At 42.1% G+C, this 18,431-nt stretch carries 11 protein-coding genes; 4 read left to right on the top strand and 7 right to left on the bottom strand.

What is annotated here, in order from left to right:
• Window positions 1-249: 249 nt before the first annotated feature.
• Both FTX54_RS04120 and FTX54_RS04115 read right to left on the bottom strand, forming a co-directional pair.
• Window positions 250-999, bottom strand: coding sequence for an SGNH/GDSL hydrolase family protein (locus FTX54_RS04120; protein WP_147803325.1), 750 nt, complete (start codon window positions 997-999; stop codon window positions 250-252).
• A gap of 265 nt (window positions 1,000-1,264) precedes the next feature.
• On the bottom strand, window positions 1,265-2,263 hold the full coding sequence (locus tag FTX54_RS04115; protein ID WP_147803326.1) for a tRNA dihydrouridine synthase: 999 nt from the start codon (window positions 2,261-2,263) through the stop codon (window positions 1,265-1,267).
• A 791-nt stretch (window positions 2,264-3,054) separates the two neighbouring features.
• On the opposite strand from FTX54_RS04115, the gene FTX54_RS16805 reads away from it, so the two are divergent.
• Entirely contained in the window at window positions 3,055-3,192 is a 138-nt protein-coding gene (locus FTX54_RS16805) for an aldo/keto reductase (RefSeq protein WP_147803375.1), read from the top strand.
• A gap of 811 nt (window positions 3,193-4,003) precedes the next feature.
• Here the strand turns inward: FTX54_RS16805 and FTX54_RS04110 are convergent.
• Window positions 4,004-4,990, bottom strand: a complete 987-nt coding sequence (locus tag FTX54_RS04110; RefSeq protein WP_147803327.1) for a sodium:calcium antiporter — start codon at window positions 4,988-4,990, stop codon at window positions 4,004-4,006.
• 893 nt (window positions 4,991-5,883) lie between these two features.
• Between FTX54_RS04110 and FTX54_RS04105 the strand changes: the two genes are divergently transcribed.
• The 3 genes from FTX54_RS04105 to FTX54_RS04095 all read left to right on the top strand — a co-directional run bounded on the left by FTX54_RS04105 (window position 5,884) and on the right by FTX54_RS04095 (window position 8,235).
• A complete protein-coding gene (locus FTX54_RS04105) occupies window positions 5,884-6,813 on the top strand; it encodes an AEC family transporter (protein WP_246125591.1) in 930 nt (309 codons plus the stop codon).
• 155 nt (window positions 6,814-6,968) lie between these two features.
• Window positions 6,969-7,358 carry a hypothetical protein gene (locus FTX54_RS04100; protein WP_147803328.1) on the top strand — a complete coding sequence of 130 codons (390 nt, stop codon included), beginning with the start codon at window positions 6,969-6,971 and terminating at the stop codon, window positions 7,356-7,358.
• A 31-nt stretch (window positions 7,359-7,389) separates the two neighbouring features.
• Window positions 7,390-8,235, top strand: a complete 846-nt coding sequence (locus tag FTX54_RS04095; RefSeq protein WP_147803329.1) for an aldo/keto reductase — start codon at window positions 7,390-7,392, stop codon at window positions 8,233-8,235.
• A 113-nt stretch (window positions 8,236-8,348) separates the two neighbouring features.
• Here FTX54_RS04095 and FTX54_RS04090 read toward each other — a convergent pair whose 3' ends face one another.
• The 4 genes from FTX54_RS04090 to FTX54_RS04075 all read right to left on the bottom strand — a co-directional run bounded on the left by FTX54_RS04090 (window position 8,349) and on the right by FTX54_RS04075 (window position 18,429).
• Window positions 8,349-11,516, bottom strand: coding sequence for a bifunctional cytochrome P450/NADPH--P450 reductase (locus FTX54_RS04090; RefSeq protein WP_147803330.1), 3,168 nt, complete (start codon window positions 11,514-11,516; stop codon window positions 8,349-8,351).
• A gap of 82 nt (window positions 11,517-11,598) precedes the next feature.
• Window positions 11,599-12,171: a TetR/AcrR family transcriptional regulator gene (locus FTX54_RS04085; protein WP_147803331.1), complete on the bottom strand. Its 573-nt coding sequence runs from the start codon at window positions 12,169-12,171 to the stop codon at window positions 11,599-11,601.
• A gap of 1,461 nt (window positions 12,172-13,632) precedes the next feature.
• Window positions 13,633-14,457 carry a DUF6602 domain-containing protein gene (locus tag FTX54_RS04080; RefSeq protein ID WP_147803332.1) on the bottom strand — a complete coding sequence of 275 codons (825 nt, stop codon included), beginning with the start codon at window positions 14,455-14,457 and terminating at the stop codon, window positions 13,633-13,635.
• A gap of 327 nt (window positions 14,458-14,784) precedes the next feature.
• Window positions 14,785-18,429, bottom strand: coding sequence for a DEAD/DEAH box helicase (locus tag FTX54_RS04075; RefSeq protein ID WP_147803333.1), 3,645 nt, complete (start codon window positions 18,427-18,429; stop codon window positions 14,785-14,787).
• Window positions 18,430-18,431 lie beyond the last annotated feature (2 nt).

Below are 18,431 nucleotides of genomic sequence, written 5' to 3'. Positions count from 1 at the left end.
AGATCCCGTTTGATCATTATTCATTCCTTTTATATAAAGGGATCTTTCCTGTTCTTTATCATTTATAGTCTGCTTTTTCTCTTAAAAAGCCGCAGTAACAGACATAAGCAGTTTGAGATAATTAGTTCAATTTAGATATAGTGGAAAATATAGCTTAATATCACCAAATTGACGTAAGAGCCACAAACACAGCTTTAATAAAAGAAGCAGCGTTTTCACACATCGCTGCTTCTTTTTGAATTTATTTGCTTAATAGAGTCCGAATGCTTCCAAGCCGATTTCAGCAAGTTTAGCCTGTCCAGCTTCGGTCGGATGGATGTCTCCAGGCAGGACGTAGGTGGCTTGATCGCTGCCGAATGCTCCGTAGGCATCGCCCAGGTAGACATCGTCGTAAGAGAAGGCCAGTCCTGTGAATGCAGCGTTGACCTGTGGAAGAAAAGCATCTGCGACATGATGGAACGGATCACTTAATTGGAAAGGGTTATAAACATTGTATAAAACGATTGGCGAGTCTGTCAGCGAGCGGATTTCCCGGACTGTCTCTTCAATATTGCTGAAAACATCACTATCGTTCAGCTTTTGCTGCAGTAATTGTTGGAATAGAATCTGATCTCCGCCGCTTTCTGCCGCTGCAGCCCGCAGAATTTCCAATAAATCATTACTTCCGATGGTCACAGCGACATAATCCGAGTGGTTGACAGCCTGTCTGTATTTTTGACTGGTTTCTACGGCAGTCAATAACTGATCCGACTGCCATCCCGGCACACCTAGATTACGGACTCGTAAATCACTTAGTTTGCCGATTAAATAAGGATAACTGGCTTTTGCGGGATTTTGATTCGTCTGCCCGAGGTTGTAGCCAAACGGAATCGAGTCCCCCACTGCCACAAGTGACTCTTTGGCATTATCATTTTTGGCAAAAGCAGCAGGAGATGCCAGCAGGCTGACAAAAAAGCTGACAAGCAAAACAACAGTAATGATTTTGATTAGACTTTTCATAGAACCCTCCCCTTCTTATATTTCATTCATAGTATAAAGATAATAGTCAGAATATTCAACTAATATTTGTAAGCACTAGAAAAATCATCTTAAGGTGTGCGGATCCAATTAAAAAGATATATCACGCCACGTTTTTGTATTATTTCATTAAAAAACTGCCGATAAGCCTCTCCACGTGGAAGACTTATCGGCAGTTTTATAAAATATTTTAAACAGGAGATGCCCGGAGCAGCGACGGAAAAGACGCATGCCCGGTTCCCCTCCCTTAGGAGTTCAGCTGTTTTTCCTTTTCCTTCTCGCTCACTTCAGCTTCGAACTTGTCGAGCAGAGCGCGCACTTCGTCCGTCGTCTCCGTCATCATCAGCTGATTTCTCAGCTCCCCGCCCCCGCGGATGCCGCGGATATAGATCTTAAAGAAGCGGCGGAGCGGTTTGAATAAAATCGGCCCGATTTCCGTGGAATACTTATCATGAAGATCCAGGTGCAGCCTTAGGAGGTCGAACAATTCCTCCGTGCTGTGTTCCCGTGTTGCTTCTTCGAAAGCGAATGGATTCTTAAAAATTCCGCGTCCGATCATGACACCGTCCACGCCGTATTTATTGACGAGCTCCATGCCCGTCTCACGGTCAGGTATATCCCCGTTGATCGTCAGCAGCGTCTCAGGCGCGAGCTCATCGCGGAGCGCCTTGATTTCCGGAATCAGCTCCCAGTGCGCATCGACATTGCTCATTTCTTTTTTCGTCCGCAGATGAATCGACAGATTGGCAATGTCCTGTTTGAATACGTGTCCCAGCCAGTCCTTCCACTCGCCCACGTCGGTATAGCCGAGCCTTGTTTTTACACTGACCGGAAGCCCGCCCGCTTTGGCGGCCTGAATAATGTCAGCGGCATTTTCCGGGCAGCGGATCAGTCCGCTCCCTTTGCCATTTGCCGCCACGTTCTGCACCGGACAGCCCATATTAAGATCGATTCCTTTAAAGCCCTGTTCGGCCATGCCGATACTCATTTCCCGGAAGTTCTCGGGTTTATCTCCCCAAATGTGGGCGACCATCGGCTGTTCATCTTCTGTAAACGTCAGACGCCCCCGCACACTGTAGATGCCTTCCGGATGACAGTAGCTGTCCGTGTTCGTAAACTCCGTAAAAAACACGTCGGGTCTTGCTGCTTCCGCGACCACGTGGCGGAAAACCACATTCGTGACGTCTTCCATCGGCGCTAAAACAAAGAACGGCCGCGGCAGATCGTTCCAAAAATTCTCTTTCATATACCCTTTTCAATCCTTTCGTTGTGGAGAAGAGGACAGCTCTTCCCCCTAAAAATTTCTGCTTATTTTATACTGGAAATCAAAAATATATGTGTATCATCAATTTTTTTACCTCTTAACCTTATATATTTTACACGATCAACAAGCTTATGCAAAGAGGCAGCTTTACTTTTCTTACCTTTCAGAAAATAAAACTTTTTTAAAATCTCAATGATTATTTTAATTATAGGCTACCTTGAAAATAAAGTATTGAAGCAATGAACGTGCGCTTTCGTTTCCATGGGGACGCTTTCCGGGCGGGCCGGCCTCAGCTAATCCCGTCCTCCCTGCGGTCGTGCGGAATGGATCTTCGGCTCGTCCTCCATCGCCCCGGATTCGCCCCATGTCCTCTTCAGCTTACGGTAAAAAGACAGAGCAGGAGCGGCCTTCTAAATAAAGAAGCCCCCTTCTGACCATCTTTCCGTCTGTATAGAGGAGAAATCCCTTTCTATAGAAGGATATTTTCATGCCTATTGGTGCAGCGATCCTGCATGAGGGTCTCTGTTAAAGCTCCGTGTTGTTATTGGATGGCCTGCGGCTCCTCCGCCTGCCGCGGAGAAAGCCTCAGCTCTTTAACAGAGCTTAATTATAAGGAAATTATTTCAATTTTGCTTTTCTCCACCTATTGAAGAAAAGACAAGGGAAGATGAGGACGTTCATTCCAGAAATAACTCTGCAAGATGGCATGACGTTCCCGGTGACGAGGTTCAGTACGGACTTACAAACTTAAGGACCACGCAGGAGCAAAGGCAATTCATCGCGCTGTCGAGCAGTCAGGCTACCGACTGCTCGATTCCCCTTACTACTACGAAAACGAAGGAAATATAGGCGAACAAGTGAGATCCTCTTCTGTACCGAGAGACGAATTACACATCACCTCCAAACTATAAGGGCGCTATCAGACCTGTTACCTTGCTTTACAGACTGCTTAAAAACCATTGAGTCGGTGCATCCCGTCTATTATGACCTGTACTTAACCCCACTGGCCGAACCCAAAGCAGGGTCAGTAAGGGGCCTGGCAAACGATGATGAAAGCTAAAAGGCGGGGATCATCTGATACATTGGCGTCTGTAACTTTCTGCCGAAACATCCAGGACCGTTTGGAAAAGGCCAACCGAAAACATTTTTCCCTTAGTGTTATATAAATGATACTTTTCTCAAAAAGTGACCTGATCAAACAGCTGAATTTTAAAAGGGTCAGTAACGGTAATGCCACCCATGTCGTTGTTGCATGGAGACTCTAATAAAAGAATGAAGTATTTAATAAAAAAACAGCACTTCCACCGCTGATCCTTCTATAGATGCAGAGGTTCGAAGTACTGTTTGTTTTTAAACTATATAGATTTTTGATAACTGAATCAATTTCAAAATATACTTTTAAAGTTATTCTGACGAACATTTTATCAATTTATAGTGTGATTATTCGTATATAGATCGGATGATTGAAACGGCAGACGGCGGCTCCGGCGGGATGAAGCGAAGTTTGAAAATCCATTCTTCCAGTGTAAAGCACTGGAAGAATTAGTTGAAGACGAGCCCCGCGGAAAGCGTCCGTCTGAAGTGGAAATCATTCACCATGTTCGGAAATCCCTTTCTTATAGCGACTTATGAAATTAATTCAACTAGGAACTTAATTAGAACTATTTATGCAAAAAACAGCTCTATTATAATCTCATTCAAACGTTTCTTTGAAAACATTCTCTATCTTATTAGGAACATGAGCACTGTGGAAGTTACATAGACACCGACGATTAACAGAGAGGGCAGCACATAGACAAATGCAGAACGCTTTTTATTCCTTGCTATGCTGTATAATACGAGCAGTACTGCTATTATAGTCCCAGCACCGGTGACTATATGCATAGATCCGGCGTGCTCGAATAAATTATTACCAAAGTAAATCCCATCTGTGAAAGAAAGCAGCATAATGTTAAAGGCGCTGCTTCCAAGCATTGAACTGACTGCCATGTTATAATTACCCAACTTCAATACAGTGGCGACACTGACAGCGTCAGGTAAAGACGTGCTTGCACCTACAAGAATGGAACCAATAAACGAAGTTCCTAAACCGGTAATTTGAGCAATCTGATCAGCTGAAATGGTCAAAATAGAGCCGGCAACCATGATCAATAAACCGAAAATGATAAAACGTTGTAACACCTGGTTTTTAGAATGATCTTCAAAACGCAGGTTTTCCCTGGATCTCCTCTTAATTTTTTCTTCAGAACGGCTGTTGATCCATTTTATTCCGCCAAAATATAGTAGTACCAGCACGACAGAAGTATAACCGATATGATAGATCCCTTCCGGAAGGGTCAGCGTGAGAGACAACATGACAACCATCGTCATCAGAATCAATAAATAGCTGTACAATTTACTTTCCACGTTGGTATGCTCCATAATCTGCTGGCGTCGGTAATGAATATCCAGCAAAGCCAATGCCAGGATATTGAACAGATTGCTGCCTAGCAAATTTCCGATCGCTAAGTCTGGACTGTCAATAATGATAGCAGTTCCGCTGGCCGTCAGTTCAGGCAGTGAAATAGCTACCCCGATCAATATGCCAACGAACGCTGTTGAAGCTCTCGTCTTTTCTTTTACCCCGTCTCCATAGGAGGCTAACTGTACAGCAATATAATACGAAGCTACAGCTGAAACTATAAATAACACAAACATCAATATATTCATAAACCGGCTCCTCGTGGTTATCTTTATCCCATGACTTTACCACCGCTTTATAGAGCTGAAACTATAAACTGAAAATAAGCCATTACGAAAAATCGCCGGTGCTTTGCAAAAAGTTGTATTTTCCTTTCTAAAAAATCAGTTTCCTAAGATTAAAGGAATCTGTCTATCTTTTTTTACGTTTTAACGGGAGAAAGAAAAAGTTTTTCTTTTTCTCTGAAGAAATCTTAAAACAGATAAAAGTCCCCAGGCGATTCTTTTATCGTCTGTAGACATTTTATAAGTTGAACTAATTAATTAAAATCGTAAGCAATGTCTATTGCTGGGAACTTCGCGGCGTTCCTGCACATCGGTGGAAAATCCACGTACGGGTAATATGACCTTCTGTACACTAGCGAAAAAACGTTGGGAATGACACTCTCATTCAGCCACTTCCACACGCCTTCCCTCAGTTTTTCAATCGGAAAGTTTCGTCCGCAAATGCTTTTTACTTTTCCGAATCCTCCTGAAGGGCATGCGTCGGTCGCATATGGCTTAATCCCAGAGAATGAAGCAGCTTCGAGACGCCTTTCTCCATTCCCTTTCAATGCAAAGCACGGGCAAGCTTCAAAGTTCAGTTATAGCGGGCAGGAAAGCCGATCTCAGCCGGGGTGTGATAGGCCAGAACTTCCTTAAACAGTTCTCGTTGCCGGGCGGCAAGATTGGAACCTTTTCCCGGTGGTTTCCCTCATTCCAGCCCTGGAAGGCCCGCTTACTTATACGCCTGAATATAGTTATAAATCGTAGGAACGAATCGGCTGGTGACTCTACTATTTTGGAAGACAGGAGAACGACAAGGCTTGATATCGTTCGTACAGCGGTGGTCGACCGCCGCTTTACAGTAAGGAGGAACGTTCTTGGGAGATTTTGCGGCCATTTTTCAAACGATTATCCTGCCTATATTTGTAATCATGACTTTAGGCTATGTAATGCAGATCAAGTTTCAGATGGATTTGCAGACGCTGGCTAAATTGAATATCTATTTTCTCGTTCCCGGCTTTATTTTTGTTCAGCTGTATGAGACCGAAATCGCCGCCTCGCTGTTCGGGTATGTGCTGCTGTTCTTCTTCCTCTACTGCCTTCTGCTATATTTTCTTGGAGAAGGTCTCGGACGTGCGCTTGGGCTGAAAAAAGAGAAAAAGACGACCTTTACAAACAGTCTGATGTTTTTTAATTCCGGCAACTACGGCGTACCGGTAAATGACCTTGTGTTCCGCGGCGATCCGTTCGCGATGTCCATTCAGGTGATTATCCTTACCTTCCAGAATATCTTCCTGTTTTCCTACGGGATTTTCTCTCTCCAGGCTGCGAATATCGGGCGCTGGAATGCAGCAGTCGGCTATTTTAAAATGCCGGTGCTGTACGCGATGCTTCTCGGAGTGGTACTGAATTACTGGAACGTAGGTATACCGGAGTTTATCTGGGTTCCCGCGAACTATGTAGGGGATGCGATGATCGCGATGGCCCTTGTTACCCTCGGCGCGCAGGTAGCTCAGTTTAAAATCACTACATATCTTGCTTCGATTTACTGGAGCATCGGTTCCAGACTTATCATCGGACCGGCTGTGGCACTCCTGATTATCTGGCTGCTTCCGGTAGAGGGAGTGATGGCGCAGGCCATGTTCATTGCTTCTGCGATGCCAACCTCCGTCAACAGTGCCGTCATTGCGCAGGAGTATAAGATCCACCCGGAATACGCTTCCCAAGTGGTCCTCTTTTCCACGCTGTTCAGCGCTTTGACCGTTTCTGTAGTGATTTATTTATCGAGAATATTTTTTGGAGGGTAGCTCCGCCTTCTTTCGATCGTTTAGCATCAACAAAAACTCCCTTACTCGTGACGAAGACGAAGAAATAAAATCTTTTATATTAATCTTTAAATTTAGCTCTGTTAAAGCTGTTGTTGATATATAAGAAAACTTCGCTTCAACCCGGCAGGCCTGCCGTGAAGGAGATTTCCAGCTTCCTCAGGCTTACGCCCTGCGGGATCTTCCAATCTCCTTCTTCCACGGGCACGTTTCCGCTTCGTTTTGATTTCCCAATACAGAAAGCCCGCTGTTTGAATCAAGAAGGGACCAAGGTGAAAACAAGTGCCAAGGCGATTTTTCAAGACGCCTGTGGAAAAAGAAAGCGGGAAGATCCTCCCGGACGCAAGGGTGGGAGAGCTGAGGGCTTTCTCCGCGGCAAGCGAAGAAAAAAGAGCCGCAGGCAATCCAATAACAACACGGAGCTTTTACAGAGCCTTAAATTTAAAAAGTATCATTCTTCACCAATCATTTCTCGAAAACCTAAAATGATACCTCAATTATTAGAAAATTCTTCAAACTTATGGTAACCTCAGAGTGTTCGAGAAAGGAGAGGTAATGATGAGCAGATTCATTCCAGAAATAACCCTCCATGACGGTCTGACACTGCCGGTTATGGGACTGGGCACGTACAAACTTAAAGGAAATGCAGGTGCAGAAGCGATTCAGCACGCTGTCGATCATGCAGGCTACCGGCTGCTCGATTCCGCCTACAACTATGAAAACGAAGGTACCGTAGGCGAAGCGGTCAGACGTGTTTCTGTCCCGAGAGAGGAATTACGCATTGCTTCCAAGCTGCCCGGGCGGTACCAGGAGTATGACCAGGCTTTAGTAACCGTGGAAGAATCATTGTACAGGGCGCGCCTCGATTATTATGACCTGTATTTAATCCACTGGCCGAATCCGAAACAGGATCAGTACGTAGAGGCCTGGCAGGCGTTGATCGAAGCGAAAAGGCGGGGACTGATCCGCTCCATCGGGGTCTGCAATTTTCTGCCGGAACATCTCGAGCGTCTGGAAAAAGAAACAGGAGTAAAACCGGGCCTCAACCAGGTGGAACTGCATCCGTTCTTCAACCAGGAGAGCCAACGAAAATGGCATGAAGAAAACGGAATTGTTACGCAGTCCTGGAGTCCTCTCGTCCGGGTAAAGGACGTGCTGGAAAACGAGACGCTGCAGCAGATTGCACAAAATCACAGCAAAACCATCTCCCAGGTAATTTTACGCTGGCATTATCAGCTCGGAGCTGTTTCCATTCCGAAATCGGCAAATCCAAAAAGACAGGTTGAAAACATCTCTATTTTTGATTTCTCCCTGACCGATTCGCAAATGAAGGAGATTCTGAAGTTAACCAGGGCGGATGGGAGAATGAATAATCAGGATCCCGCCGTTTACGAAGAGTTTTAAAATATTGCTGCAAAAAAAGTCCGCAGATTGATGGGGTTACCCATCGTCTGCGGACTTTTCTTATTCAACTATTTCTTTTCGAGTTTTGCTGTTCTGTCTCCTGCGACCGTTTATTATGAGGCAGACCAGACATCCTTTGCAAAACGGCCGGATTGTTCCAGTCCTTCCAGCCATGCAGCGGCTTCTTCGCGGTCTGTCTGGTAGTGGTCCTGATAGCAGGAGAGGAGCGTTTCCGTCACTTCCGGAGCCATCCTGCTGCCATCGCCGCAGATGTACAGATGACCTCCCTTCGCCAGCAGGGAAAGGATCGCCGGTGCATTTTCTTTCATCAGATGCTGGACATATACTTTTTCTTCGCTGTCCTGCCTGGAGAAGGCACAATGAAGGTCAACGAGTCCCTGAGTTTGAGCCTCCTTCAGTTCTTTTTCGTATAAAAAGTCCTCTTCCGGATGGCGGCAGCCGAAGTACAGGTGAGCACTGCCCAGTGTTTTACCTTCCTGCTGCATGACGCGGCGGGCCTGGATAAATCCCCGGAAAGGGGCGATCCCTGTCCCCGGTCCGACGAGAATCATCGGTGTTTCCGGGTCTTCCGGCAGCTGGAATCCCGATTGGGGCGTGCGGATAAAGCAGGCAATTTTCGCTCCCTCCTCTCGGGAAGCAAGATAGTTGGACGCGACGCCCTTATATTCCCCGATGCCGCTCCACGCCTCTCCGCGGATGACGCTCACCGTAATGCTCGTTTGGTGTTCATCCACGCGCGGAGAGCTGGAAATCGAATAATAACGGACTTTCAGCGACGGCAGCAGCGATAGAAAGCTTTCGAACGCCATCTCACAGGACGGATACGCTTCCAGCAGCTCGAGCATCGTCTTCCGCTTCTCGAGAATCTCTTGTTTATAGGTCTCATCTTCAGTGAGCTGTTCGAGCTCCATTTTGTGAGGCGGGCACGGGTTGCTGGCAGCGAGCTCACGAATCTGGGCCCGGGTGGCCGGTTCCTGCAGCTCCACATAGGAGGACAGGAGCTTCGCAAGCGGAACGGGATGATCGGCCGGCAGGTGGTTTGCCCGTCCGCTGCCCGCTCCTAAAACGACATGCTCTTCCCCATCGATTTCAAACCGGTTCAGTACCCGGTTTACAAGGGCTGCTCCATTTTCCGGAAGTACTCCGAGATGATCCCCTTCCTTGTAGGTAACACCTGCAGGCAGCTGCACGTCAATGTGACGGGTACTGCGCTCCGCGTCGTTTATCAGCTCCCGGTTTTCCTTTACAACGGCGGTGAAGGCATTGTAGGTCCGGGCAACCGGCGTATAGCTGACTCCACTGACGAATTCCATGGAAACACGGCCTGACGAAGGCTCCCTTTTTTCCAGATCGAGGTTAAAACGATCTGCCAGACCCGGCCATAAACGCTCCTGCCACTTTTCGAAATCGCCGTCGAAGTCGTCACTCGCGTCTCCTTCTCCCCTCTCCAGGAGTCTGGAAGCCCCTTTCGCTTCCAGTTCTTCATCGATCAGAGCCGGGATGCGCTGATAAGTGTTTGCCCAGTTGCGGTCGCCACAGCCGAAGACGGCGTAGGCCACCCCGTCGAGCTCTTCCTCTTCAGCAGAAGCCAGCCAATCTGTAAAAGAAGCCGCGTTATCGGGCGGGTGCCCGTTATAAGAAGCCGATACAATCAGGACAGCTCCTTCTTTCGGCATGTTTCCGGCAAAATCGTCCAACGGAGCAGCAGTCACTTCAAACCCCTGATATGTTGCGGTTTCTGCGAGCTCCCGGGCGGTCCCTTCCGCCGTTCCCAGGTTGGATCCATAGAGGACTTGCAGCGGCGTGCCGTGGGACTCGATGACCGGTGCCGTCTGGGCTGCTGCAGAAGTTTCCTGCTTTTCTTCGGTTGCCGGCGCCTGGAACAGCCCCGCTTCTTTTCTCGACTTCACTTTCATCGTTAATCCGTCCGGCTTAAACGTGAGCGTTTCTTTCACATCCAGCTCGTACTTTGTATGATCTTCCAGTTCAAAGTGCTGCAGCACCATGCCGAGAACAAGCACCGCTTCATGAAGGGCAAACTGCTGCCCGATACACGCCCGCTGTCCGTTGCCGAACGGTTTATACGCATGGTGCGGAATAGCTGCCGGATCTTCAAACCGCTCCGGTTTAAACATTTCGGCATCATCTCCCCAGACGGACGCATCGCGGTGCAGCTCCGGTAAAAGAAGGGTGAACGTATCCCCCTCTGACACTTCATACTCCCCGTCCAATGTTGTATCTTCTTTGGCCGACACTGAAAAAGCCGGTGCCGTCGGCCATAAGCGCAGCGCTTCATTTAAGACCATCCGCACGTACTTCAGCTGTTTCACCTGTTTATACGAAGGAATTTCGTCTCCAAACACGTCATCCACTTCTTTTTGGGCTTTCTGTAATTTCTCCGGATCTTTCATTAAGAAATATATCGCAAACGAAAGAAGACCGCTCGTCGTTTCATGGCCGGCAATCAGAAACGTAATAATCTGGAAGCGGATGTTCTCGTCATCGAGGGCTTCCCCGGTTTCCGGATCTTTTCCTTTCAGCATATGCCCGAGCAGATCGTCTTCTCCCTGATCCCCCGCCTGTTTCCGTTCTTCGATTAATTGATCGACAAGATTAAACATGTACTCAATATCGTCGTTGTACTGCTTCCGGGAACGGACCATCAGCTTATCCTGGATATCGAGCCGCTGCGTCTGGTTCATCGATTCATCGAGCGCCCTTACCATCTTTGCTACAAATGGATGGGAATCTTCCCGGTAGAAGCTGTTGAAACGATAGTTGAATCCGCACAAGCCGATCGTATCGAGCGTGAGCCGTGTCATATCATCCGGAACCTGCACTTCTTCGTTCGGATTCAGGCGGGCCCATTTCTGGATCAGCTGGGAAGCAATATCGACCATTTTATTGTGGTAGCCTTTCATCGCCTGCTGGCTGAAACTCGGAAGCAGGATATTGTGCGCCTTCTGCCAGTTCGGTTCGTCTGTTTCACTTGTAAACAGCCCGTCGCCGCCGAAAGCGCGCACTTTTTGAAGCGCAGGTCCAACCTTTTTATCAAAGCGCGTCTCGTCACAGATTTCCGCCGCAAACCGGGCACTGGAGACGAAGGTGCTGATGCGTCCCGGAAATTGAAACTGATAGATCGGCCCCAGTTCCCGGGCATGCTTCATAAACGACTGTATCGGTTTTTCTTTATCAATGCCCGGCAGATTCCCGAGCGGCCCATATGCTTTCGGCTGTGGAAGTTTTTCCAAAGTTTTCATTAATAAACACCTCTTTTTAAAAATACAGAATGGCGGAATGAATATTCATTCCTTTTATAGATGAAGAATACGGCACCCATCATCAATGATGACGCACCGCATCCCAGCAGCTCTCTTCGACTCCTGTCAGCAGTTCCCCGGACTCTTCAATCTCCCCTGCACGGATCCGCTGGAAAAGCTCCAGAAAACCGCCGAAGATGATCGCAATCAGCGCTTTGGAAGGAAGATCCCGAATCTGCTTTTTCTTTTTCCCCTCGTCGATGAAATTGTGGAGGATCATCAGCAGCCGCTCAAAAGACTCCCGGCTCGTCTCGTCCAGAAAATAAGCGGCATTATGAGTTTTGATAAAATAAAGGGCATGCTCCTGTTCATTGGTAAAACGAACCATCCCCTGGAATAAATGGTGAAACTGTTCGCGGATGCTCCGTTCCTGCGGATAATCCTTTTCCAATGTATCAGTGAACAAGGCCACATAGTGCTGAAACAGCGTATTGACGAGCACTTCTTTGTTTTCAAAATAGCGGTAGATCGTCCCGGCGCCCACGTTTGCATCTTTGGCGATCATCGGAATCGTTGTCGCATCGAATCCCCGTTCGGCAAATAACGTCAGTGCACTGTGGATAATATGATCCCGTTTACTGGTAGATACCGGCATCGGCAAGCTCCTTCCTATCGCGGAATGAATATTCATTCCTCTCAGTTTAGTATATTTTTTTGTGGAGTGCAATTATTTATAGGTCGGCTTTTTAAGGGATTGAGTATAATAGCAGGTGACTCAGTAGTTATTTAGTTAGCTCTCCCTTTTAGTTTCTGAGTTACGTGAAGATATTATACAATCAAAAAACTATTTATACACTACAAAAGAAATGAAAAAAGAGGCCTCCACTAAGTTCAGCAACTTGATGGAAGACTTCTCTCAAAACCTATAAAGTTATAATTTGTCGTCTTTTCGGTAGTTCAAGCAGATGATGAAGCTCATATCTCTTTTAAATCAAGGGCTAAGAACTTTTATTACATCATGCCGCCCATGAATTCCTTATGATAAATAATGAATAATAGTGTTCAAACCAATTCTGGTTATAAGCGAAGTTATGCTAATCTACTTTATTGAATATATAAGGTTATAATCAAAAGTGAGTAAAAGTATGTCAAAAAGTATGTCAATTTTAAGTCACTTCACTTGGATGGGTTGATAGATTAAAAAAAATGAGCCATAAGATGAATTAATCACCCTTCCCCGAAGGTGGAATCGATATGATATTGTATTTTATTCTATATAAAACACTATGATATGACAATTCTTAAGTTTCTAATTTGATCAATTAAGGTTTAATTAGGATTAAATTTGATCGTTGCTGGCGAGTTTCGTCAACAATTCGGCAACAACTTAATTTTGCTCCTAGTACACTTTTTTATTTCACTGTTATTCCTTCTCTAAAAAAACTTTTAAACTTTTTTCTAAAATGGTGACACCAAAGAAAGGCGTTGCCCAGTCCATTTCATATGACATAGTTATCATATACAATATTTCAAATTATTGGTGCCTATTTTTTTGTGTACTACTTGATACATTTCATGTCCATCATAGATAATCAGTATCTTTCCATAAAACTATTATAAGGTCAAATAAGATATGAATCCGACCATATCCAGTCAGAAGTGCGACCGTGCTTACATTAAATCGTGGACCTCAAACGATCCTTACTCTGTCAAAGTGAATGTCCTGATATGAACATTTTCGAAAATCTTGTAACGAATGCTATTATATTAACTTTTATTAATACCCTTGGTCCACTTCTGTCCCCTATCCTTTATGATCAACAGTTTAAAGCCTGTTGGAGTATGTATGATGGATCTAAATTAATATGATCCAAACACCAACAAACCAACCTTCTTTAGGATATAAAATAATACGAACCAATCGAATCGGGGTATAATAAAGAAATTCTGCCATACTTTTGCCCGAAATGAAACAAAGTTATTATATCGATTCCCTTCATTATTTTTAAGTAAGTTTTTAGTAGTCCTAAACCTCAATAATGATAACCTAAAGGGGGTCCTGCCTATCCAAAAAAGCAATTACAAATAAATATAAGTCGTTTATTTACCATGTCCACTAGTCTATTTTTATTTCACAATCATCCAACCTATATGATTCTTTTGTATTTTCTAATGGGTATAGAAATTCGAAATATTGATCATTTAATACATGTGGAGCAACCTGACTGTAGATTGATTCTAATAAATTTGAAACAAAATATCCATAAGCTAGACCTGGCCCTTCATAGTTAAAGATATTCTGGAACGACAGGTTATAAAAGCTATAACACTTTCTTTTATCATGTTCATCCTGTGGATTTCCTTCATTCCAATAGCGCATAAATGTATTATCATCAAAACAAATATTATTAATAAAACTGTAGTTTTCTTTTAGTTGTTCAACAAATTTATTTGAGCGTATCTTTCCATTAAAACTCATCCTTTTCTCATAAGAGAAAATTCCATTGAAAATATTCTTATTACCGATAACTTCACCATTCTTATGACATTTCTCAATTGTAGATAATTTATCCCTATTGTTAAAAGTTTTGCTGTTAGTCAATACTCCAGGGGTTAATTTTGATTTTACCTCAATTATCCCTAATACGCTCTCAGGCATTAATATTACAAAATCATCAGCTGAAAAAAGCTTGGGATCATTCTTCTTGTATATGATAATATCAATTTGATGTGTTAAGATATTTCTAGAATTTTTAACAAAGCCAGTACCAACTGATACATTATCAGGCAAAACTTTCTTTAAATAATTCATTAAAATAAGTTCTTTATATCTACCGTCTTCACCCCAATGACTATCTTCTATAAAAAATCTCACTCTGTCTTTAATTGAGTTAAACTCTGCTGCAATTGATTGTTGATATCTTATGTTGTTATTTAGCATGAAAACACCTCAAGTTTGGTATTTATTTCTTCTTTTTTCTCTACTTTAGTGGTTCTTATGATAAGAAACACGAGAAATTGAAGAGTAATCCTTTAAGGATGAAATGTTGACTTTTTCAACTGTTATTACTTATCGCACGTTTCATCACTGGGTAGTGCAAAGAATTATGCCAGCCCACTCTAACGTTACTAATGAGAAGCATTAATATTACCCATAATATTAGCAAGTTCATTGATAACCTTTGCTGACCAATTATTACATCAGGCCAGCGCCAAATAGTATGTCATAAACTTGTGTCATTAAAAGAGAATATCCATGACTAAATCTCTAATTTTTAAAGTACTTTCTGGAGGATACTTTTGATATGTCTGCATTAAAGATATAGTCTCTATTATAAGTTATTGAGCTAACATTCATATTTTCTGTATTGGACTCCGCTAGTAAGTAACCAGAATAGTCCACCCACAATACTTTTGAGTCTTGAATGACAGGGAAAACATTCCAATCTAGTGTTTTATTTTTGAGCTGTCTAACAGAATTAGCATTAATACTTAAAGCATCTTCAGCAACCTCATCATTTGTCTGTTCAGGAAATTCATCTTTGATCCATTTCCTAATCAGTTTTACATTATAAATATCATCTTCGAAATCACAATAAAGGTAATATTTTTCGGAGTACTCTTTAGCTTCTTCTCTAGTAGACGCGTAACCACTTGATAGAAGGTAGGCTATTACAGGGTCATAAGTTCCCCATGTTATTAATTCTTTTATCCAAAATACAATCCAAGGTAACTCTGTATTTTCCCAATCATCTAGTGAAAGAAAATTTAATTCACCATTATTCACTTCATCCCATACTAGAGATAATACAGTTCCAATACCCCAATTAAATTTATAATTAAAATTGTCGTAAACAAATTTGATCCATTCAGGAATTTGTTTTGTCTTTGGCTTACTCTTGCTATCATTAGTTAGCCACCAATGTAGAATATCTTCCCAGGGTACAAAAGAAGCACCTTTTCCTACTCCTTCCTTAATAGCAAACTTTTCTAACTTTATTATTTCTCTCACGCAGGAAATTATAAAGTTTACCTTCTGAACTGTCGTCCAGTTCTTGTACTCTTCACCTTCTTTCAAACGGTCAATAATTTGCTGATGTAAACGAAAAAGTTGTGAAGCGTATCTAGGTTGGAGACTTGTTTTGTATATTTTCCTTCTATGTTCTTGATCTGGATAGATATCATTAACCAATGAGTTACCTCTCTTTAAAAATACTGATTCCAATTTCTCCTCTTGTTCACTTGTAAAAAAGGCAAATGTTTTTTTCCAGATATTCTTAAGCATCACTTCATAATTACTTTTAGACAAATTTGATTTTTCAATGCTCTCAATTTCTACTATTGAAGACAATATAATACCATCTAAGGTATCTAAACCTTTTTCTACATTAAGTTCAAATTTATCCTCAAATATATCTTCATTTTCACTCGGTACACACTCCTCCAGCCATTGATAAAATTCTTCTTCCGAATTAGACCCCGTAAGAACAGCCCATTCCCTTCGTATAAAAGAAATTAAATTAGCTATAGGACTTGGATTAATGATTTCTTCCTCAAAAAATTTCTCATTAACATTTAAATAGTTTCGTATGATATCCCCATAGTGTGACCGAGCGTTATTTGAGCTATAATCAATAGACTTGGAAGAGGACTCTAGTAAAATCAAACTTCTTCCTTCTGTACCGTTTCCAGGCCTTCCAGCCCTTCCAACTAAGTTTTTAAATTCGTTAACGGAAATAGGGTCTCCCCTTCTGGATAACACCGGGATTAACACTATATCAAATGGTAAATTGACTCCCTCTGATAACGTTGAGGACGCTAAAACTATATGTACGATTTTTTTATTAATAACTTCTATTAATAAACGAGATAAAAGACCTGGCATTTTTCCATAATGTACTACTATCCCTCTTTTTAATAATTTGTATTCGTTAGAATTTTCACCATAATAATCTAAACAGGATTCTAGGCACCTTTCCCAGAGAATTTTGTTATTACCATGTGTAGGTTCCTCAAAAAAATTAGGTATATCTTCATCGCTGTATACTTTAGTTAACACATGATTAAAGTCATCTGCATACCCATTTACATGTTGCATAACAGATACGAGTACGGTGCTCTGTTTTTCATATTGCTTAGTTTTAGCTAACTGAATTGCAGCCCAAAATAAATATGGTCTTGAATATTTAGGGAACCCTTTATTTGCGCCAATATAGCTTTTAGGTAGATCTACAAATTTTTTAGGGCTACTCGGAAATGGGTGCGGTATAAATGGAGAATCCTCAGTTTCATTCTTCTCTTCAAATCTTAGAATATCTCCATTTAATAAATCGTACTTAATACTAAAATCTCCTGATTTATAAAATTCTAACCTACCGATCAGTTGTCTTGTACTTCTATAGGGAGTCTCTACTGCTTCTGCTTTATTATTTGTTATCCAGTTTGAAAGTTCTTTAGATTTATCACCAATAACAGCGGAAAGTGCAATAACTTTATTGTTGTTACTATGCAGCCTATTAACCAACCGACTACCTAATGACTCTAACCTTAAGGATCTATTATCCCCTGAAATTAGAGAATCCGTATTTTGGTCAAATTGTACCGAATGTGCTTCATCTATGACTACTAAAGATAAACGACTCATAAATAATGGACCTAAAAACCTGAGTAATGCCTCACCCTTTTCATAAGTGCAAATTAATACTGTTTTTAAATTTTGATTAATCCACGCATCAGTTGGTCCCCAATCTATTCCCCCATATAACCCTGTTACTACGATTTCATCATTCATAATATTTTGTAAAACTCTGCTAAGCTTAGCTTCAGTCTCTGCAGCTAAAGCTCTTGATGGGACTAAATATAAAATTACAGGCTGTTGTTTGGAAAACAACGCGCGTATTCTGGTGGTATTAGAGAAGAAATCACTATTGGCAGAGTCATAATCAATCTCTTTAAATAGATTTTTTATAATTGATAACTCTGCTACAGTCGTCTTACCTGAACCGGTAGGCGTGCAAATTACAAAAGAGTCACTATTTATTAATTTATTTAGGCCTTTTATTTGGGAAGGCCATAATAACGACTTGTTTTCTAAGAAATTCTTTTTAATGTAACCCTCTAAAGCATTATCTAAAGATTCATTATTAAATTCTCTTAAATCGTTTAAATTTTTTCTAATAGAGTTTTTTATATAACCTTTAGTTAGTTCTGAGCATAATTTAGAAAAAATCCAATTGAAAGAATTTGTATCGTAAAGCATTAACTTAGATAAGCTTTCGAATTTTTTAATAGCTTTTTCAATTCTATCGGTGTCTCCCCATTTAAAATATGTAACTAGTACTCCTATTACACTTATTACTTCCCTCACAATATAATCATTAATATCATCTTCAAAAGTTTCCCTTTCATTTTTTTTATTCTTAAATTCATTATTTGTCCAATAACTCTCTAACTTTGGTACTAAATTTTTAAAATCATTTTTAAGAAACATTCTTAATATCTCTGACTCTTTTGAAGTGACCTTTCTTTCATTTAATAATCCATTTGCAAGGGCTGGATATCCAGCTATTTGGTAAGCAGCAGCTGATAAAAAATGTAGTGGATAATCATAAGTATTAACTTTCGGATGAGAGAGCCATTCTAGTATTTCACCAGCCTTTAGAAAAAACAGCTCCCAATCTCCTCCAGCTATATCCTTTAAATTAAAGCCAATGTGGATTAGGCGGAAAGCCTCTTCCAAGCTATTTTGAAAGTCTGCTTTCCCCCAACTTCTAAGTCCATATTGATTTAAATTTACTTTAGTAAAGTGACTATATAATTTTGCGATTTGATGAGGAAGTTTTTTAGAACTAAAATCGCTTTTATACTCAATAATTATTTCTTCTAACTCTTTTTCAAACTCATTTTCACTCATAA

The sequence above is a fragment of the Alkalicoccus halolimnae genome (genome assembly GCF_008014775.2).
GTDB lineage: Bacteria > Bacillota > Bacilli > Bacillales > Salisediminibacteriaceae > Alkalicoccus > Alkalicoccus halolimnae.
The sequence above is the reverse complement of the archived record's forward strand: the minus strand, read 5'-3'. Positions and strand labels throughout refer to the sequence as shown.